Source organism: Haloferax sp. Atlit-10N, from assembly GCF_003586325.1.
Taxonomy (GTDB): domain Archaea; phylum Halobacteriota; class Halobacteria; order Halobacteriales; family Haloferacaceae; genus Haloferax; species Haloferax prahovense.
The window spans coordinates 525661-543910 of sequence record NZ_PSYX01000002.1; the positions used below are offsets into that span (position 1 = coordinate 525661).

The 18250-nt window shown below is 68.2% G+C and carries 22 protein-coding genes and 1 tRNA gene; 8 read left to right on the forward strand and 15 right to left on the reverse strand.

Annotation, left to right across the window (positions count from 1 at the left end):
* Nucleotide 1: 1 nt before the first annotated feature.
* Both C5B91_RS09600 and C5B91_RS09605 read left to right on the forward strand, forming a co-directional pair.
* Nucleotides 2-550 (forward strand): hypothetical protein, encoded by a 549-nt coding sequence (locus tag C5B91_RS09600; RefSeq protein WP_008095871.1) that lies wholly within the window; start codon nt 2-4, stop codon nt 548-550.
* A 135-nt stretch (nt 551-685) separates the two neighbouring features.
* Complete coding sequence (locus C5B91_RS09605; protein ID WP_115819606.1) at nt 686-1288, forward strand: hypothetical protein; 603 nt, start codon at nt 686-688, stop codon at nt 1286-1288.
* Between the two features lie 36 nt (nt 1289-1324).
* On the opposite strand, the gene cofG is transcribed toward C5B91_RS09605, so the two are convergent.
* The 6 genes from cofG to C5B91_RS09635 all read right to left on the reverse strand — a co-directional run bounded on the left by cofG (nt 1325) and on the right by C5B91_RS09635 (nt 6905).
* Nucleotides 1325-2497 carry a 7,8-didemethyl-8-hydroxy-5-deazariboflavin synthase subunit CofG gene (cofG, locus tag C5B91_RS09610; RefSeq protein WP_115819605.1) on the reverse strand — a complete coding sequence of 391 codons (1173 nt, stop codon included), beginning with the start codon at nt 2495-2497 and terminating at the stop codon, nt 1325-1327.
* Between the two features lie 330 nt (nt 2498-2827).
* Nucleotides 2828-3442 carry a 2-phospho-L-lactate guanylyltransferase gene (cofC, locus tag C5B91_RS09615; RefSeq protein ID WP_049967586.1) on the reverse strand — a complete coding sequence of 205 codons (615 nt, stop codon included), beginning with the start codon at nt 3440-3442 and terminating at the stop codon, nt 2828-2830.
* Nucleotides 3443-3448: 6 nt separating this feature from the next.
* Entirely contained in the window at nt 3449-4243 is a 795-nt protein-coding gene (locus tag C5B91_RS09620; RefSeq protein ID WP_115819604.1) for a hypothetical protein, read from the reverse strand.
* Nucleotides 4212-5399, reverse strand: coding sequence for a tubulin/FtsZ family protein (locus tag C5B91_RS09625; protein ID WP_004975628.1), 1188 nt, complete (start codon nt 5397-5399; stop codon nt 4212-4214). The genes C5B91_RS09620 and C5B91_RS09625 overlap by 32 nt, the downstream gene beginning before the upstream one ends.
* A 211-nt stretch (nt 5400-5610) precedes the next feature.
* Nucleotides 5611-6516 carry a complex I NDUFA9 subunit family protein gene (locus C5B91_RS09630; protein WP_049967587.1) on the reverse strand — a complete coding sequence of 302 codons (906 nt, stop codon included), beginning with the start codon at nt 6514-6516 and terminating at the stop codon, nt 5611-5613.
* A 143-nt stretch (nt 6517-6659) separates the two neighbouring features.
* Nucleotides 6660-6905, reverse strand: a complete 246-nt coding sequence (locus tag C5B91_RS09635) for a hypothetical protein (RefSeq protein ID WP_008095863.1) — start codon at nt 6903-6905, stop codon at nt 6660-6662.
* An 85-nt stretch (nt 6906-6990) separates the two neighbouring features.
* Here C5B91_RS09635 and tmk point away from each other — a divergent pair, with 85 nt between their 5' ends.
* Nucleotides 6991-7584 (forward strand): dTMP kinase, encoded by a 594-nt coding sequence (tmk, locus tag C5B91_RS09640; protein WP_115819603.1) that lies wholly within the window; start codon nt 6991-6993, stop codon nt 7582-7584.
* A gap of 24 nt (nt 7585-7608) precedes the next feature.
* Here tmk and C5B91_RS09645 read toward each other — a convergent pair whose 3' ends face one another.
* Nucleotides 7609-7929, reverse strand: coding sequence for a hypothetical protein (locus C5B91_RS09645; RefSeq protein ID WP_004975623.1), 321 nt, complete (start codon nt 7927-7929; stop codon nt 7609-7611).
* Between the two features lie 139 nt (nt 7930-8068).
* Here C5B91_RS09645 and C5B91_RS09650 point away from each other — a divergent pair, with 139 nt between their 5' ends.
* The gene (locus C5B91_RS09650; RefSeq protein WP_115819602.1) at nt 8069-9115 is read left to right on the forward strand and encodes a thiamine pyrophosphate-dependent dehydrogenase E1 component subunit alpha; all 1047 of its coding nucleotides are present in this window, start codon (nt 8069-8071) and stop codon (nt 9113-9115) included.
* A 12-nt stretch (nt 9116-9127) separates the two neighbouring features.
* Here the strand turns inward: C5B91_RS09650 and C5B91_RS09655 are convergent, their stop codons facing one another.
* Nucleotides 9128-9361 (reverse strand): Lrp/AsnC ligand binding domain-containing protein, encoded by a 234-nt coding sequence (locus C5B91_RS09655; protein WP_004975609.1) that lies wholly within the window; start codon nt 9359-9361, stop codon nt 9128-9130.
* 108 nt (nt 9362-9469) lie between these two features.
* Between C5B91_RS09655 and C5B91_RS09660 the strand changes: the two genes are divergently transcribed.
* Nucleotides 9470-10153, forward strand: coding sequence for a TrkA family potassium uptake protein (locus C5B91_RS09660; RefSeq protein WP_008095855.1), 684 nt, complete (start codon nt 9470-9472; stop codon nt 10151-10153).
* Between the two features lie 2 nt (nt 10154-10155).
* Nucleotides 10156-10392, forward strand: a complete 237-nt coding sequence (locus C5B91_RS09665) for an Lrp/AsnC ligand binding domain-containing protein (RefSeq protein WP_004975606.1) — start codon at nt 10156-10158, stop codon at nt 10390-10392.
* Nucleotides 10393-10459: 67 nt separating this feature from the next.
* On the opposite strand, the gene C5B91_RS09670 is transcribed toward C5B91_RS09665, so the two are convergent.
* The 4 genes from C5B91_RS09670 to C5B91_RS09680 all read right to left on the reverse strand — a co-directional run bounded on the left by C5B91_RS09670 (nt 10460) and on the right by C5B91_RS09680 (nt 14842).
* The gene (locus tag C5B91_RS09670; RefSeq protein ID WP_115819601.1) at nt 10460-10957 is read right to left on the reverse strand and encodes a DUF5813 family protein; all 498 of its coding nucleotides are present in this window, start codon (nt 10955-10957) and stop codon (nt 10460-10462) included.
* A gap of 328 nt (nt 10958-11285) precedes the next feature.
* Nucleotides 11286-13697, reverse strand: a complete 2412-nt coding sequence (locus C5B91_RS09675; protein ID WP_115819600.1) for a methyl-accepting chemotaxis protein — start codon at nt 13695-13697, stop codon at nt 11286-11288.
* 115 nt (nt 13698-13812) lie between these two features.
* Complete coding sequence (locus tag C5B91_RS22410) at nt 13813-13989, reverse strand: hypothetical protein (protein WP_008095848.1); 177 nt, start codon at nt 13987-13989, stop codon at nt 13813-13815.
* A gap of 52 nt (nt 13990-14041) precedes the next feature.
* Complete coding sequence (locus tag C5B91_RS09680) at nt 14042-14842, reverse strand: tetratricopeptide repeat protein (RefSeq protein ID WP_115819599.1); 801 nt, start codon at nt 14840-14842, stop codon at nt 14042-14044.
* 203 nt (nt 14843-15045) lie between these two features.
* Here C5B91_RS09680 and C5B91_RS09685 point away from each other — a divergent pair, with 203 nt between their 5' ends.
* Nucleotides 15046-15486 carry an ester cyclase gene (locus C5B91_RS09685; protein WP_115819598.1) on the forward strand — a complete coding sequence of 147 codons (441 nt, stop codon included), beginning with the start codon at nt 15046-15048 and terminating at the stop codon, nt 15484-15486.
* Nucleotides 15487-15617: 131 nt separating this feature from the next.
* Here the strand turns inward: C5B91_RS09685 and C5B91_RS09690 are convergent.
* Nucleotides 15618-15702: transfer RNA gene (locus C5B91_RS09690), tRNA-Leu, on the reverse strand.
* A 41-nt stretch (nt 15703-15743) separates the two neighbouring features.
* Entirely contained in the window at nt 15744-16088 is a 345-nt protein-coding gene (locus C5B91_RS09695) for a ferredoxin (RefSeq protein ID WP_008095842.1), read from the reverse strand.
* Between the two features lie 116 nt (nt 16089-16204).
* On the opposite strand from C5B91_RS09695, the gene C5B91_RS09700 reads away from it, so the two are divergent.
* Nucleotides 16205-17560 (forward strand): hypothetical protein, encoded by a 1356-nt coding sequence (locus C5B91_RS09700; RefSeq protein ID WP_115819597.1) that lies wholly within the window; start codon nt 16205-16207, stop codon nt 17558-17560.
* A gap of 50 nt (nt 17561-17610) precedes the next feature.
* On the opposite strand, the gene C5B91_RS09705 is transcribed toward C5B91_RS09700, so the two are convergent.
* Entirely contained in the window at nt 17611-18129 is a 519-nt protein-coding gene (locus tag C5B91_RS09705; RefSeq protein ID WP_004975597.1) for a peptidylprolyl isomerase, read from the reverse strand.
* Nucleotides 18130-18250 lie beyond the last annotated feature (121 nt).

Sequence of the window (18250 nt, forward strand, 5' to 3'; positions counted from 1 at the left end):
GATGATGGCGACCACCCACGCGGCCGTGGGGCTGACCCTCGCGGCCCCGCTCGTCTTGGTCGCTCCCGAACTCGCGACCGCGGCGGCCGTCGGCGCGCTCGCCGGCGGCGTCTTCCCCGACGTGGACCTCTTCGTCGGCGTCCACCGCAAGACCCTGCATTTTCCCGTCTACTACAGCGTCGCCGCCGCCGTTTTCGGCGCTGTCGCCGTCGCCTCGCCCTCGACGGTCACCGTCGGGCTCGCCTTTTTCTTCCTCTCGGCGGGGCTCCACTCCGCGTCCGACTGGTTCGGCGCGGGCGACGAACTCCGGCCGTGGGACCGCACCTCCGACCGAGCGGTGTACGTCCACCCGGCGCGGCGGTGGCTCCGTCCCCGCTACCTCGTCCGCTACGACGGCGCGCCGGAGGACCTCGCGTTGACGCTCCTGTTTTCGGTCCCCGGCTTCCTCGCCTTCTCCGGCGGCGTCCGGGTCGCCATCGCGGTCGGCGTCGTCGTCGCGCTGTTCTACACGGGCTTCAGAAAGCGGATGCCCGAGTGGTTCGGCATCTGAGACGCAGTCTCCGAGGTGGCGACCGCGCCCGCAGGCGCTCGTTCTGACCACGAAACTCATACGTCTCGGTCGCCGAGTAGGCGAAACGATGACGACTCGACGACGCCGACCGGCGCGGGGGGTGTTCGCCCCGTGATGGCCCCGACGCACGTGGCGATGAGCCTCGCGCTCGCCGCCGCCGTCGTGTTCGTCGCTCCCGCGACCGCGCCGCTCGTCGTCGCGGCGGCGCTCGTCGGCGGCGTCTGTCCCGACCTCGACATGGTCGTCGGCGTCCACCGCCGGACGCTCCATCAGGTCGAGGCGTTCGTCGTCGGCTCGGTCGGGTTCGGCGCGGCCGCGCTCCTGACGGGCGACCCGCTGGCCGCGGCCGCGGCGACGGGGTTCGGCGCGGCGGCGCTCCACTGCGCGGCCGACTACCTCGGCGGCAGCAGCGAGGCTCGCCCGTGGGAGGCGCGGACCGACCGCGGCGTCTACGTCCGCAGTCTCGGCGGCTGGGTCGAACCCCGCCGACTCGCCACCTACGACGGCTCGCCCGGCGACCTCGCGCTCGCCGCGGCGCTCTCGGTTCCGGGCCTCCTGACGCTCGGCGACGGCCCGCGCGGGATTCTCCTCGCCAGCCTCGCCGTCGGCGTCGGTTACACGCTCGTCAGAAAACGCGTGCCGCAGCTCTCGGGCCGCGCGCCCGCGGTGACCGCCGCGGTCGTCGCGCTCTACTCAGTTCTCGTTCGCCGTCGGTAGAAAACTACCCCAAACCGGCCGACGGCCGCGTCGCTCTCACCGCGGAATCGACAGCGGACCGTCGCCGCGAGCGACGTTCCGGAACCGTCGTCCGTGCACGTCGTCGGCGCTGAGCCGGTCGGTAATCGGCTCGCGGAGCCACTCGCGGTCCCGCTCGGCTCCGTGCGCACCGTCGGGCTTCTCGTCCCGGTCGCGGACGCTATCGCCGTCGGGGAGGAACCGCTCGTAGACGGGCAGTCGCTCGCGGAGCGGGACGCCCGCCTCGTCGGCGATGTCGGCGAGTTCCCGGAGCGCCGGCCACTCGTAGTCGGGGTTGACGTAGTCGTCCGTGACCGGCGAGACGCCGCCGAGGTCGTCGACACCGCAGGGGACGAGGTCGGCCGCCGCCGAGAGGTTCGGCGGCACCTGCACCGACACCTCCTCGGGGAGCGCGACCCGCGCCATCGCGACGACCCGGCGCATCGTGTCGAGCGACGGGCGCTCGTAGTCCGACCGCTCGTTGGGGACGACGTTCTGGACGATGACCTCCTGAACGTGGCCGTAGCGCTCGTGGAGCGCGCGGATGGCGAGCAGACTCTCGGCGCGGTCGCGCCAGGTCTCGCCGATGCCGACGAGGATGCCCGTCGTGAAGGGGACGCCCACTTCGCCCGCGGCGCGGATGGTGTTGAGCCGCTGGCCCGGCGTCTTCCGCCGGTTGCCCGAGTGGGCGGCCACGTCGGCGGTCGTCTCCAGCATCACGCCCATGCTGGCGTTCAGGGGCGCGAGGTCGGCGAACTCCTCGCGGGTCAGGTCGCCGGGGTTCGAGTGCGGAAGGAGTCCCTCGTCGAGGGCGACTTCGCAGGCCGCCGCGAGGTAGTCGAGGATGTCGTCGTAGCCCCACTCGTCGAGCTGGCGGTGAACCTCCGTGTAGCGCTCGTCGGGGGCGTCGCCGAAGGTAAACAGCGCCTCCGTGCAGCCCGCGTCAGCGCCCGTGCGAACCGTCTCGCGGACCTCGTCGAGGGACATGAGCGTCGCCTCGCCGGGCACGTCGTAGTAGGTGCAGTAGGTGCAGGTGTACCGACAGGCGGTCGTCAGCGGGATGAACACGTTCCGCGAGAACGAAAGCACCGCCGGCGCGTCGGCGTCATCGGGGGTGACGGCGAGCAGTCGCTCCACGTCGGCGTCGTCGATAGTCAGGTCGACTCCGTACTCGTCGGCACCCGCGAACATATCTCCCGGTGCGTGACGAGCCACTAAAAGCGTGTCACTCGCGGTCGATACGGCGGCGATTGGGGTCGCACGGAGAGACGGTAACACGGAAGTCGAGCTCGGGGCCGGATAGTTGGTGCCAGACACGTCTCCGGCCCGTCCGAGGCGCCGTCAGGCGCTCGCCCCGATTTGGTTGCGAGTGTGACTCGCGTCGTCGTCGCGACGTTCGGACTCCACTTCGACTCCCACGTCGTCTTCGCGACGCGGAAGCGCGCGGCGCACGTTGCCTCAGTTCCCGCCGGGCAGACGGACAACCGCGCCAGTCAATGTTTATCGTGGACCGTTAAGGTCTTATCGGCGCTCGCGGACGGCCTCAACTCTGCCCGACCCGCCTTCGAGGCGGACGCCGGCGTCGACCAGCCACTCGCGGGCGCGGCCCTCGCCGTGGACGAGCACTTCGACGAGGTCGGTCGGCTCGTCCACGTCGACGGCGAGTCGCATCGAATCCACCTCCGCGAACGAACAGCCGGCGTCGCGGGCGATTCGCCGGTGGTCGAGGATGGACGCGCCGTGGTAGTCGACGGAGAAGTCGGAATGGCGGACGACGAGCGCGTTCGTGCCGCCACCGAGGCCGGGCGCGGCGACCACGTCGGCGTCGGTCTCGAACAGCCGCGCGAGCGCCGTAGGCGTCGCGAGCGCGAGGTCGGCCATGACGACCGCGACCGGGTCGTCGCCGCCGAGTTCGTCGCCGACGACCTCGGTGAGCGGTCGGTCGTCCACGGTGACAGGCGCATCGACCGAAACGGGCGCGTCAGCGACGACTGTCGGGTCGCCGTCGGCCGCGCGAACGGCGTCGAGCACGTCCCGGAGCATCGCGACGGCGAACTCGCGTCGCTCGTCGGCGTCGAAAAACGGGGCGAGTCGGGTCTTCGGCGTTCGTCCCCCGAAGGGAACGACGACTCGCACTGAGAATCAGCCCAGTTTGTCGTAGGTCGTCTGCTGGGACCGCCAGTAGAGGAACCCACCGGCGATGAGCGCGACGACGAGCAGGCCGCCCGCGGCGTAGATGAGCAGTTGGGTCGTCTGACTCGACTGCTGTGCCTGGTTCGCGCTGGTCTCGGCTTCGTTGGCGAGGTTCGTCGCGAGGTTGAACTCTTCGCCGTTGAACGCTTCGACAGCGTTGTTGAACGTCTGCTGGGCTTGTTGCGTGTTGGCCCCACTCGCACTCTGAATCGCGGCCTGCGCGCTGTCGAGTTCGGCGCGCGCGGCGGCGCTGTCTTCGGTGTAGTGGTGGGCGGTCCACGTGTCGATATCGTTACTGGAGCCACCTTCGCGGGTCTGGTCGAGCGAGATAAGCGTGAACGTCTGCGCGGGGTCGTAGGAGTACGCCTCGACCTCGGGGACGGTCCCCGTCACGGAGATTTCCACTTCGCTCGTGCCGTCGCCAGCGGCGACTTGCGCGCCGCTGAAGTTCTGCCCGTCGAAGGACTGCTGGTCGACTTTCGCACCCGTCTGGTCGTAGTACGTGACGGTCCACGTCACGTCTTCCAGGTCGGTCTCGCCCGCGAGCGTCCACGATTCGAGTTGCGGATTCCTGTACAGTTCATCGAGGGTGGCCGTCGCGGTCACCTGTGAACCGACCTGCGACTCGTTGGGAACGTTCTCGGACGCGACGCTCACCGCCCCCACCGGGCCCGCGAGGGCCGACAGGAGCACGACGAGCGCGAGCGCCAGCTTAGAAAAGCGACTCCAGTTCGTCTTCGTCATCGTTTATGAGGTTCTCCAGATTCGAATCGCTCTCTTGGCGGATCTCTTCGATGTTATCCTGCGCTTCGATGGCGACCTGCTGCAGTTCCTTGATGCGCGGGACGTTCGTCACGCCCGACAGGAGGATGACACTCGCCACCTTCCCCGCGCCCGGAATCGGGTAGTCGCCGCCGCGAACTTCCATGGAACCGGTCTGCTCCTCGATCCATTTCCGCCCGCGCTCTATGCCTTTCCGGTTCAGATGCTCCGGCGGACCAGCGAGTACGAGCAGCGCGCGCTCCGCGCCTTCGATCTCACACGGGAGCGTGAGTCGACCGAGCGCGGCCTTGCGAACGAGGCTCGTGATTCGGTTGGTCGTGTGCGCGGTGTCGAGGTTGTCGTCGGGCTCGTCGCCGCCCGTCAGCCGGGACAGGAGGCCGCCGCCCTTGTTCTTCCGCGGTTCGACGCCCTCGGAGGCGTAGCCGACGGTCGAGACGCCGCCGCCGGCGAGCGTGTTGATAATCTCCGACGAGTCGACGACGGACTCCGCGACCTCCTGTCCGTCTTGGACTTCGCCGGCGCCGAAGAGCACGCCGAATCGGTTGACGATCTCCTCGTTGATCTCGTCGTATCCCCCCTGTACCGACTCGCCGGTCTTCCGCCAGGCGTCGTTGTCGAACACGAGGAGGTTGTCGACCTCGCGGACGAACGTCTGGAAGGAGCGCGCGGCGTTGAGCGTGTAGATGCCACCCTCGTCGGACCCCGGCAGGATGCCGATACCGTAGACGGGTTCGGTGTAGATGCGCTTGAGGTGTTTCGCGAGGACCGGCGCGCCGCCGGAGCCGGTGCCGCCACCGAGCCCGGACACGACGAGGAAGGCGTCGACTTCGTGGACAGGGATGCTGTCGATGGCACCCTGTACCTCGTCGATGTCCTCCTCGGCGATTTCGGCACCGAGTTCGTTGTCCGCACCGACGCCATGTCCCTTCACGCGGGACTGGCCGATGAGGACGCGCTGGTCCTTCGGTATGTTCTTCAGTCCGAGCAAGTCAGCTTTCGCGGAGTTCACCGCGACCGCAGCGCGGACGATTCCGGCGTTGCGTTCCCGGTCGTACTCGACGAACTTGTCGACTACTTTTCCCCCGGCTTGCCCGAATCCGATCATTGCGAGCTTCATAGGTTCGGTCCCCTCGCCATTGCGTGAATTGCAGTACGAACGCAGACATAAGCGTTGTGATGGGGAAGTGTATACCAATCGTCAGATTATCGGCGAAAAACGGCGACACGAAACCGGTGTTAATCGGACATTATCCCGTAAGAACGGCTAATACCGGCGAAATGAGCCGGAGTTCACAACCGATTAATTCCCGCCAAACGTCGGACGACCGTCAGTTTCGCTCGGCGAGGTACGCGCCGAGTGTCTTCATCGACGAGGTGTCGATGCCGAAGACGCCCACGTCGTTCTGGTTGGTCGTGTTGTCGAACTGGAGCGAGCGGTACTGGTCTTTCCCCATCGGGAAGCCGGGGACCGCTCCGAGGACGGTCAGGCCGACGCCCGCGAGACTCATCGGCAGCGGAACGATGGTGATAGACTTGTTCTCGGCGTCGTACACCATCTCCGTGATTTCCCGGAGCGTGAGCTTTTCGGGGCCGCCGATGCGGTAGGTCTCGCCGACGTGGTCGTCGTCCTCGACGCCGTCCGCGAGCATCGGGACGAGATCGCCGACCCAGATGGGCTGGAAGCGCGTCTTCCCGTTGCCCGGAAGCGGGTACAGCGGGACGCCGGGGGCGAACATCCCCTTGAGCCGCTTCGTGAAGGAGACGAACTCGCCGCCGTCGCCGAAGACGACCGACGGCCGGAAGATGACCCAGTCGAGGCTCGACGACTTAAGCGCCTGCTCGGCTTTCCCCTTCGAGCGGATGTAGGCGGTGTCGCCGTCGGTGTCGGCCCCGAGCGCGCTCATCTGGACGAGTCGGGGCACGTCGTTGGCCTCCGCGGCCTTCACGACGTTTTCGGTCCCCTGCCAGTGGACGATGTCGTGCATCCGGTTGCCGCCCTTCGGCTCGAACAGCGGCGAGAGCGCGACGAGGTTCACGACAGCGTCTTTCCCCTCGAACGCGCCCGCGATGGAGTCGTAGTCCGTTACGTCCCCCATCGCCTTCTCGACGCCGTCGGGGAGATCCTCGCTGTTCGGACTCCGCGACATCGCGGTCACGCTGTGTCCCCGCGACTGCAGTTCGCGGCAGAGATGGCTCCCGATGAATCCGCTTCCGCCGACGACAAGGACTTTCATGGCGTAATATTCGGCGGAATGAGGGTAAAGCTAACGGGGGATAGAGGTCGATTTCGCCGGGGAACGCTCCGATGGGAACGACGCTCCTCGAACGGGTGTGTTCGACTCTCCGACCCGCGGCGACGGTTTCCACGCGGACCCGCTCAGAAGAGAACCGAAGGCGCGACCGAGCCGTCGGTGCGCTTTACCATCCGACCGATTCGGTCGTAGACGACTATCTCCGCGGTCGCCTCGGGACACTCGTCGGGCGCGTCGCTCGGGTGGTCGACCTCGGACTGTTTCGTCGCGAACGACGTGTCAGTCGGGGGGACGCTCTCGTCGAAGCGGACGACGCTGTACGGTTTTTCCCTCGGTAGGAGGTCGTTCCACCACTCTCGGGTGGCCGTCACTGACTCACGTATCGGCTTGCGTTGACATTATCATTGCGGCGGCTCGCTTCGGCGCGCTTTTTCCGGAGCGCCGAGTTGGTAGGGTATGCTCGTCACGCTCGAAGGGCTCGACGGGAGCGGGAAGACGACCGTCTGGGAGGCGCTCCACGACGCGTACCCCGACGCCGTCTTCACGCGCGAGCCCACGTCGGACTCGTGGTACGGAGAGGCCGTCAACCGCGCTATCGCCGACGACGACGCCGACCCGCTCGCCACGCTGTTCCTCTTTACCGCCGACCACGCGGACCACCTCTCGCGGGTCGTCCGTCCGGCCCTCGCCGACGGCGACCTCGTCATCTCCGACCGCTACTCCGACTCGCGGTACGCCTATCAGGCCGCCTCGCTCCGCGACAGCGACCTCCGCCGCCCGATGGAGTACATCAGGGGCATCCACACGGCGTTCACTCGGCCGCCGGACAAGACCATCTACCTCGACGTGGACCCCGAGACGGCCGCCGCGCGCAGCGGCGCGACGAACAAGTTCGAACAGGCGGCGTACCTCGCGGACGTGCGCGCCAACTACGAGCGACTCATCGAGGCCGAACCGGAGCGGTTCGTCCGCGTCGACGCGACGCAGTCGCCCGAGGACGTGCTCAACGCCGTCGAGGCGGCGCTCGAAGAGATTCTCGCGGAGAACTAAACTAGTCACCGACCGGCTCACGCCTCACCGCGAGTTCGGGAGGTTCTCGTACTCCTCCGGCGGCGGGACGTAGAGCGTGTCGATGGTGAACCCGAGCGCGAGTGGCATCCCTATCATCACGCCGAGCGCGGCCGTGGGGCTGCCGAGGTCAACGCCGATGCCGAACACGCCGGAGAACACCAGCGTCGAGACGAACAGCACGAGCGGGATGAGAAACACGGCGTACAGGATGTAGCCCCACTGCGTCTTCAGTCGAAGGCGGAAAAAGCGGGTCATGACCGCCGCGATGAGCGTGTGGAGGGCGATGACCGCGCCCATGAGCACGAGGTTGACCACCGAGACCATAGCCGACCTACGGAGGCGGTGGTCTTTGGCCTGTCGCTCTCGGTGGCCCGCTCGTCCCGCGCCGCCGTCGGTCGAACCGCCCGCCGCGGCCGCCCCGCGGACGGGTGATATTTATCACGAAGGACCGTGACTCACCGCCATGCACCGACTCATCGCAGAGCGCGGGCTGGACGACACGGGCTTCACCGCAGACGACGCCCGCGCCGCCCTCCGCGACATGATTCGAGCGCGACGGTTCGACGAGCGTGCACTCGCCCTCCAGCGACGCGGGTGGATGAGCGGCTACCCGCCGTTCCGCGGACAGGAGGCCTCTCAAATCGGGGCCGCCCACGCCATGCGCGACGACGACGTGTTGCTGCCCACCTACCGGTCGAACGCCCTCCAACTCGCCCGCGGCGTGCCGCCGAGCGACATCCTCCTCTTTCGGCGCGGCCACGCCGAGTACGACTCGGACCACGACGTGCCCGTGTTCCCGCAGGCGGTCCCCATCGGGAGCCAGATTCCCCACGCCGCCGGCGTCGGCATGGCCGCGAACTACCGCGGCGACGACTACGGGGCGCTGGTCTGCTTCGGCGACGGCGCGACCTCCGAGGGCGACTTCCACGAGGGGCTGAACTTCGCCGGCGTCTTCGACGCGCCGGTCGTCTTCTTCTGCGAGAACAACGGCTGGGCGATTTCGCTCCCCCGCGAGCGCCAGACAGCGAGCGAGTCAATCGCGGCGAAGGCCGACGCCTACGGGATGGACGGCATGCAGGTCGACGGCAACGACCCGCTGGCGGTCAGGGAGGCCGTCGAGCGCGGCTTCGAGAAGGCCCGCGCCGGCGAACCGGTGCTCATCGAGAGCCTCACCTACCGACAGGGGCCGCACACGACCGCCGACGACCCCTCGCGCTACCGCGACGACGACCCGGGGCTCCCCGAGTGGCGGACGCGCGACCCCCTCGACCGCTTCGAGTCGTTCTGCCGCGAGCAGGAGGTCGTCGACGACGCGGCGCTCGACGCCATGCGTGACGACGCCGACGAGGAACTGCGCGAGGCCGTCGAGCGCGCCGAGGCAACGCCCGAACCGGGGACCGACGAGCTGTTCGACAACGTCTACGAGGAACTGCCGCCGGAGCTCGCCCGCCAGCGCGAGGAACACGTCGCGTTCGTCGAGCGCAACGGACCGTTCGACATCGAGCGCTGAGCGCGCGGTCCCTCAGTCGTCCAGCGAGATGTACGTCTTCGTGTCGGCGACGCCCTCTAAGCTCTGGACGCGGCTCGACGCCGTCTTCAGCACCTCGTAGACCGCGTCGGTGTCGACCTCGGCGATGATGTCGTACGCGCCCGCGACGATGTGCGCCTCCGTCACCGTCTCGAAGTCGCGGATGGGACCGAGAAGCTGTTCCGACTCGCCGGCTCCGGTCTTCACCATGATGAACGCGTGAACCATGCGTGAGATATTCTACCACGGTCGTCAAAAGCCTTGCTTCGACCGAGCGCGGCCCCTTCGGTCGAATCGGGGGAAGGTTATTTGCCTCCGCCGACATACCGTCTTATCATGCGGTTCGTTATCATTGGTGCTGGACGGGTTGGGCTGCGCACCGCTCGCGTCCTCCGCGAGGAGGGTCACGACATCGTCCTGGTGGAGTTGGACCGCGACCGGGTCAAGCGGGCCCGCGAAGCAGACTTCGAGGTGGTCGAAGGCGACGGCTCCCGCGAGGAGGTGCTCGTCGACGCCGGTATCGAGGCGGCCGACGCCCTCGGCGCGCTCACCGCCGACCTCAACGTGAACTTCGCGGCGTGCATGATCGGCAAGCACTTCGGCTGTCGGACGGTGCTCCGGGTCGACGAGGACTACCGCGAGGAGGTGTACCAGAAGTACGCGAAGGAAGTGGACGAAATCGTCTACCCCGAGCGCCTCGGCGCTATCGGCGCGAAGAACGCGCTTCTCGGCGGGTCCATCCGCGCCATCGCGGACATCGCCCAACACCTGCAGGTCATCCTCGTGACGGTGACGGAGGCGTCGCCGATGAACGGCTACAGTATCGAGGAGGTTGCGCTCCCGGCGAACGCCCGCGTCCTCGCGTTCGGGAAGAAAGACGGTCCAATGGGCATCCCGCTTTCCGACGACTCGCTGGAGACGGGTGACCGCGTGGCCGTCCTCGCGGACTTCGACGTGCTCAACGACGTGCGACAACTGCTCGTCGGCGACGAGGTCGTCACCACGGCGGGAGGTGCGTGACGATGGTCTACGCGTACATCATGGTCAAGGCCGCGCCCGTCTCCGACGGTATCGACCAGCTGAAACAGGAGCTGTTGGCCGTCTCGGACGGCATCGTCAGCGCCCACATCGTCGCCGGCGACGTGGACTTCATCGTGAAAGTCGAGGTGGACACCCCCGCCGACGTGAAGGACATCGCCGGCGGCATCCAGTCGGTTCCGGGCATCGAGGACACCCAGACGTACATCGCGATGGACTGAGTCGGAAGCGACCGCGCGGGTTCGCCGACCCGTGCTCGAACCGAGCCGACGCGTTCGTTGCCTGTTTTCAGAAGCCCGCGCCGGCGGCGTCTCGCGCGTTCTGGATGAGGCTCGTCACCGGTTCCTCGTAGTCGTAGCCCGGGATGATGCCCTCGACGAACGTGCCCTCGACGTAGTCGATGACCGCGCCGGCGTCGTCGACGCCGCGGCGCTCGTTGACGTCGGCGAAACTCGCCCGGACGACCGCTTCGTCGCCCGCCCGCGTCACGTCGGGGTCGAGGCCGTGGTCGCCGGCGACGACGCCGTTCACGTCTTCGAGGCGGAGTTCGAAGGTGTCGTACCAGCCGTCTTCGACGACGGGTGCCACGTCGTCGGCGACCGCCGAGAGCATCGGGACGCGGACCTCCACGCCGAACTCGACGTGGCCGTTGTCCCGCGCCGCGACGCTGACGGTGCCGTCGAACGGCGTCGTCACGGACTCGAAGGTGCGGTCGTCGACCCGCTCGAACGACCCGTGGTCGCCGAACGCGCGGCGGACCCGACCGGGGATGTCGTCTTCGCTCATGCCCGGACGAAGGTCCCGACAGGAGAAAAGCCCGTTGCGTCGCGAGCGCCCTCGAATCGCCCGCCTGCGCCGGATTTGGGCGAATGGCGGCACGTTTAAGTATCTCGCCGCACTCCATTCAGGTGACGCTTCGCTTTGGAGGGCCGAAGCGTCAGCGGGGACCAATCTAGGGCGGCATTTGCCGCGCGGGCCGCTCCCGTGCGGCTGCCTATCCCTTTCTCACGAAACTCACATCGAAGAGCCGACGGCTCGCGTTCGCGCGCTCGAATCGAACAACTGAATCGAGTGATATCCTCCCCAGTAAAAACCCGGCAGCGACGCGGCCGCGTCAGTTCTCGTCCGGTCCGTCGCGGGTAGGTTTGTGTTCTCTCGACTCGGTTCCGTCTCCGGACACGGTTCCGCCTCCGTCCGACTCGTCTCCGCCCGAGCCGTCGGTCGCGAGATCGGACATCGTCGGTGCCGAAATCGGCTCGGACTTCGTCTCGTCCGCCGCCGCGGTCGCATCGGCCTCGACTCCGGATTCTACCGCGTCGACGTCGCCGTCTCGCTCCGCTTTTTCGCGTACTTCGAACCGGTCCGCGAGCGCCCGCAGTTCGTCGGTCGTCGACGAAAGCTCCTGTATCTTCCCGGCGACGGTGACCATCGCGTCGTTCTGCTCGTGGGCCGCGCCGGCCACGTCGGCCGCCTCGGTTCGCGTCTCGTCGGCGATTTCGGCGGCCTCGTCCGCGAGGCGCGCGACCGACTGCGCGGCCGACGCCTGCGAGGCGGTCGCCTCGTCGATGGCGGCGACGCCGTGGTCGACTTCCGCCAGTCGGTCGACCGCCTCGTCGATGGCGGTGACGCCGGTTTCGACCGTCTCGGAGCCCTGCGAGACGCGCTCTCGGGCGGCCTTGACCGCATCGACCGTCTCGTCGGCGGTCTCTTCGACTGACTCGATTGACGACGCGATTTCGGTCGTCGCGTCGGCGGTCTCGCCCGCGAGCGATTTCACGCTGTCCGCAACGACCGCGAAGCCAGCGCCCGCCTCGCCGGCGCGGGCGGCCTCGATAGAGGCGTTGAGCGCGAGCAGGTTCGTCTGGTCGGCGATGTCCTCGATGAGGTCGACCACCTCGCCGATGTCAGCCACCTCGTCGCGGAGGGCTTCGACGCCCTCGGCCGCGGCCGCGACGCGTGCGTCGATGTTCGCCATCTCGTCGTGGACGGCAGCGCTCGCGTCTCGGCCGGCCTCGCCGCGGTCCGCGGCGTCACCCGCGAGGTCAGCGAGTTCGTCGGCGGAGGCGGCGACCTCCTCGACCGTCGCGGAGAGGTCCTGCATCTCTGAAGAGACCTCCGAGAGGAGCGACGCCTGCTCGGCCGCGCCGTCGGAGATGTCGGCGGTCGCCAGTTCGACGCGTTCGGAGGCGGCGCTGACCTCCTCGGTGCCGGCGGTGACGCGCTCGCCCGCCGCGTCGACCGTCGCCGCGAACGACGCGACCTGTCCGATGGTCGATTCGAGGTCGGCGAGCATCGCGTCGATGCCGTCGCCGACAGCCGCCATCGCCTCGTCGTCCGGTTCGACCGACGTGCGCACCGTCAGGTCGCCCGTCGCCGCGGCGTCCATCGTCTCGCGGTAGTCGTCGGCGGCACTAGCGAGGTCGCGTCGGGCGTCTTCGGCCGCTTCGATGCGCTCGCGCAGGCCGTCGCGCATCTCGGCGAACGCGTTCGTCAGCGCCCCGAACTCGTCGACTCTGCGGGTTTCGAGGTCCACGTCGAGGTCGCCGCCGGCGAGCGCCGCCGCCTTGGTCCGCAGTCGCCGGAGCGACAGCACCGTGTTGCGACCGATGACGACGCCGACCAGCGCGAGGCCGGCGAGGCCCACGCCGATGAGGACGGCGACGTCGCGCTCGACGACCTGCGCGACCGCGTAGGCGTTACGCTGCGGCGCTTCCACGAGAACCGCCCAGTTCGTTCCCGAGACGGGCGCGTAGGCGACGACTTCGTCGCCCGCGTCGCCTTCGCCCTCGCGCTCGATGACGCCGGTCTCGCCGCCGAGTGCGGCGTCGAGCGCCGGCGTCGCCGCACCCTCACGGTACGTCGTGAGGACGTTTTTGCCGTACTTGTCGAAGGCGATGACACCACCCTCAGTCACCACGCGAGTCTGCGACCCCTCGACCGGTTCGCTCAGCAGTTCGGCGTGTTTCGTCGCGTCGACGACGACCATCACCGCTCCGTCTCGACCCTCCACGGGACTGAGGAAGGCGAGGCGCTCGCTCCCGGCGTAGCGGTAGACCTCGGAGATGGCGACCGCGTCGGGGTCGTACATCGTCAGCGACCCGGTCGTCCACGACAGGCCGAGGTCGGAGACCGACTTGGCCTCTATCACGCCGTTCGTGCTGCGGACGATGTCGCGGTTCGACGGCTTCACGTAGTGGATGGCCATCACCTCGTCGGGGAGCGTGTCCTTCTCGCGTTCGAGCGTCTCGTCGATGGTGTCGGGGTCGCCCGTCTGGACGGTCTCGTACTCCGAGAGCATCCGGGTGGTCCGTGCGTAGCCGTCCATCCAACTCGACAGTCCCTCGGCCTCCAGCGCGGCGACCATCTCCAAGTCGCTGTGGGTGTCGGCTCTGACCTCGGTCCCGACCATGTCTGAGACGTACAGGCCGAACCCGCCCATCACCGCGGCCACGAGGAGAATAACGAACAGAAACTTCCGGAGGTAGCTCCGCCTGAGCACCGCCGGAACCAGCGTGGCGAGCTTCATGCCACTTGGTAGCAAGAGAGCGACGTAAAGCGTTGTCCCGCTAGATATCAGGAGTGATATTGGCGGGAGAAGCGGGGTCCTTGAGCCTCACGGAATTACGAGTTCCGAGAATCGACTACAGTTCGCTCACGGTGACGCCGAGCGCGAGGGCGGCGGCTCCGGTTGCGCCACCGCCCGCGGCGAGCGGCGTCGGCAGGGCGGACACGACGCCGACGACGGCCCCGACGAGGATGAAGACGGCCATCCCGAGGAGCGTGGCGTCGAATCGCGTGACGAGGAGTCCGGGTGACACGGTCTAATTACATGTCATTAGCCGAACTGTCAAAATGTTTGTGGGTGCGGCCCTACTCGCCTCGCTCACTGACGGCCGGGTCGTCGGACCCGTCCGCGTCGGCGACTTCGCGGGCTCCGGGTTCCACGTCACGGGCCCGGTCCGGTTCCGATTCCTCCCGCGCTTCGGGTTCAGCCTCGGTCTCGCCCTCGACGAGGTCCGCTTCGAGGAACGCCAGGGACCGGTCGCGCTCGCCCCGGACCGAGCTATCGCGCAGTCCGAGTGAGATGGCGGTGTCGAAACAGCGGAGGGCTTCCTCGTGGAGGCCGCGTTCGGCGAGGAAGAAGCCGCGGTTGTACCACGCCTGCGGGAGTCGCGGGTCGAGTTCGACGGCGCGCTCGGCGCGGTCGAGCGGCCCCGACGAGTCGCCGAGTTCCCACAGCGCGTACGCGAGGTTCGTCTCCGCGGCCGCGGCGTGTTCGCCGTCGTCGTCGATGCGGAGCGCCTCGCGGTACGCGCCGATTGCCTCGTCGTACTCGCCGAGTTGCGCGTGGGCGACACCCTTGTTCACCCACGCCTCGCACGCCGTCGGCGAGTCCTCGTCGGCGTAGGCGACCGCCCGACTGAAACTGTCGACTGCCTGTTCGTACTCCTCGATGGCGGCGTAAGCCAGTCCGACCTCGACGAGCGCCGCCGCGTCGACCGCCTCGGGGTCGATTCCGTCCTCGTCCACGAACTCGGCGAGGACGTGGTCGTCCGCCGGGTCGACGAGTCGTCCGTTCACCCGGTACGTCGGCGGGTCGAGGTCGAACCCTTCGTAGGGGTCGCCGAACCCCTGTCCATCCGAGTAGCGGTGTCTACGCGTCGAAGCCATTCCTACACGTTGGCGGGGAACCGACATAACGTGGTCGGCGGTTGTGGCGTTTGCCCACCGACTCGCCCGCCAATCCGCACGTCACTCATATCCTCTACTGGGTGCTATCTGGTAGCACTACGCTATGTCCTCGCGGGTCGTACCTCACGACGGTGTCGGCGCGCGGTCGGGCGGGTCGCCGTGGTGACTCCGGGTGGGTACGCATGTCGACACGAACGGCCACAGAGGAGAACCGCACCCTGATTCGAACCGAGTTCGACCGGGCGTGGAACCGCGACGAACTCGACGCGCTCGACGAGCTGTACGCCGACACCGTCCGCATCGCCACGATGCGAAGCGGGTCCGACGAGGCGCTCGTCACGCGCGAAGATAGCAAGGAACTGCACGGCGAGTGGGACGGCGCGTTCCCGGACGCGACGACCGAAATCAACGCTATGGTCGCCGAGGGCGACGCCGTGATGGTCTGGTGGACCCTCCGCGGCACGCATCTCGGGACGTTCCGCGGCATCGAACCGACGGGCTCGCAGATCGCCGTCGACGGGTTCAGCTACCGCCGCATCGACGAAGGAACCATCGTCGAAGTGAAAGACGCCGCGAGCATGGCGACGCTGTTCTCGCAACTCGGCGTCGAACTACCGGCGTGAACGCGCCGGCGGGAGCCATCACTGACGCAGATTTTTTGCTGTTTGTGCGACCGGGTCCGTGGTGTCTCGTCGAGAAGTAGTGCGAGACGGCTGGACGCATCGCTCCGCCCACTATCGTTCGCAGAAGCGAGTGCGGGGGACGAGATTTGAACTCGCGAACCCCTACGGGAGCGGATCTTAAGTCCGCCGCTTTTGGCCTAGCTCAGCCACCCCCGCGCACTCTCCCGTTCTCCGAGGGGGTGAAAAGTGCTTTCGCTTTACCAGTCGACCGAGAGGGTTCCGTCGCCGTGGGGGTTCGGCGATAGCTCCTCGTCTGTTCGGCGGTCGATGACGTGGATGACGCCGCGGCCCTTCTTCGCCGGGCAGACCTCCGCCGCCTCGATGTTCTCGTCGAGTTCGTCCTCACCGACGAAGTACGATTTAGCGCGGGCGAGGCCGGTTTCGAGGTCCATCTCCCAGTTGTCGGCGACCTCCGCGCACCGACCGGCCCCGAAGCACTTGTTCGCCTCGAAGATTATCTTGTAGGGCTTTTCGTCGACCGGCGGGGCGTTCTCGTCGGTTCCGAAGTCGCTCGGCTTCGGACGCTCGGACTCCTCGCTCATCGTCGGCCCTTGCGGCGCGGTGGTCTTTGCGCTGTCGGTCGCGCGGCGGGAGAAACCAAACCGAATCTCGGTGTGCGCCCGGTGATTCTTTCGCTATCGAGCCCTACTATCGGACGATGCGGCAGTCCCGTCGCTCGCGCTTCGGCGACCTGATTCGCGCCGCCAGTCCCAGCGACCGCCGCCGATTTCTCGCCGACCTCTGGACCGCCCGCGGGTGGGAGACGACCGTCGAAGACCGCCTCGTCGTCGCCCGCCGCGTCGACCGAATCGACCGAATCGCGGTCGCCGCTCGGTCTCGACGTCTCTTGTCGCCGCCGGTCCCGGACGAGACGACAGTCGTCGTCGCGCTCGGCGACCCCGAGCGGACCCGACGCGTGGCCCCTGACGACGCCCGCGTCCTCTCGGTCGACGACCTCTACGAACTCGTCCGATACGGCCTCCTCGGCGGCCGCGGCGACGAAGTCGTCGCCGACCATTTCGGCGTCCGCCTCGCCGACCTGCCGGCCGACGGTGGGGGCGGGGGTGCAGGGGGCACCGAGGGCGCAGGCGGCGCGCGGACCGGGCCATTCGCGTCCCTGCTTCCTCCCGCGCTCTCGTCGCTCCCGGTCGTGCCGCTTCTCTTCGTCGCGCTCCTTCTCGCTGCGGTCGCCGTGACCGCCGGGCCGGGCGGCGTACCGGTGCTCGGCGAGGCGCTCGGCGGCCAACAGCCGTCGGTTCCGACGCCGGCAGCGACGACGTCCGAGCCGACGCCGACGCCCGAACCGCGGACAGTCGCCCCCGGCGTGACCACCGCGGGCGTCGAGAACGCGACGCTCCTCGCGGCGGCCCACCGAAGGGCCGCGGCGAACCGGTCGTACCGGTGGACCCTCCGATACCGCGAGTCCATCGCCGGCGACGAGACGGGCCGCGAGGTGGAGGTCGTTCACGTCGAGGCCCCGCACGTCTACGTTTCTGAGGTCCAGCGCGCCGGGCGACTCAGGGCGTTCCCGCGCCCGACCGCCTCGGAGGACGCGTACGCCGACGGGACCACGCGCTACGCCCGCCGCCCCGCCGAGCCGGACGGCGTCGCCGCCCGCGTCCTCGACCCCGACGTGCGCGACGGTCCGGGGCGACAGGCCTCGCGCGCCGCCCGCTACCTCGAGTGGTACCTCTCGGCGGACGAGACGACGGTGACGCGCGTAGAGAGTGTGACGAACGCGACTGTCGAAGACGGGACCCCGCTGTACCGAATCGAGGGCCGCGACACCGACTTCCCGCGGTCGCGCGGCTATCGGGTCGAAGCAATCGTCGAAGAAAGCGGGTTCGTCCGCTCGATGCGCGTCACCTACGAGACCCGCGACGGCCTCGGCGTCGAGGTCTGGTTCGCGTACGACGCGGTCGGCGAGACGACGGTGACGCGACCGGCGTGGCTCGACCGCGCCGACGGTTCGAACGGCGGTCGGACCGTCGTCCCAGCGAACGCGAGCGGGTAGCGTCCGTCGCGCTCGGTCGCGTCTCGGTCGCGTTTCGGTGTTCGCGGCGCTTACTGCTCGACGTCGACCGATTCGAGGACCACATCGGACACCGGCTTGTCGTTGCGGTCGGTCGGGACCGAGCCGATGTCTTCGACGACGTCCATGCCGTCGGTGACTTTTCCGAAGACGGCGTGCTTGCCGTCGAGGTGGGGCTGGGCGTCGAGCGTGATGAAGAACTGCGAGCCGTTCGTGTTGGGGCCGCGGTTCGCCATCGAGAGCACGCCGGGGCCGTCGTGGCTGAGGTCCGAATGGAACTCGTCGTCGAAGGTGTAGCCGGGGCCGCCGCGGCCGGTTCCCGTCGGGTCGCCGCCCTGAATCATGAAGTTCGAGATGATGCGGTGAAAGAGGATGTCCTCGTAGAGGGGTTCGCCCTCCATCGTCTCGTCCGTCTCGGGGTGGACCCACGTCTTCTCGCCCGTCGCGAGGCCGACGAAGTTCTCGACCGTGTTCGGGACCTTGTCCTCGAAGAGTTCGACCGTGATGTCGCCCTTGTTCGTGTGGAGCGTGGCCGTTGGGTTGTCGCTCATACTCGACCCGTCGGGCGGGCGAGTGAAAACCGTGCCGCCTCGGGGTCGGCCGCGGCGCTGACACGACTCCGTTCGGCCCGCGTCTTCCGGTCGGCACCGCGGACTGTCACACCGACAGACG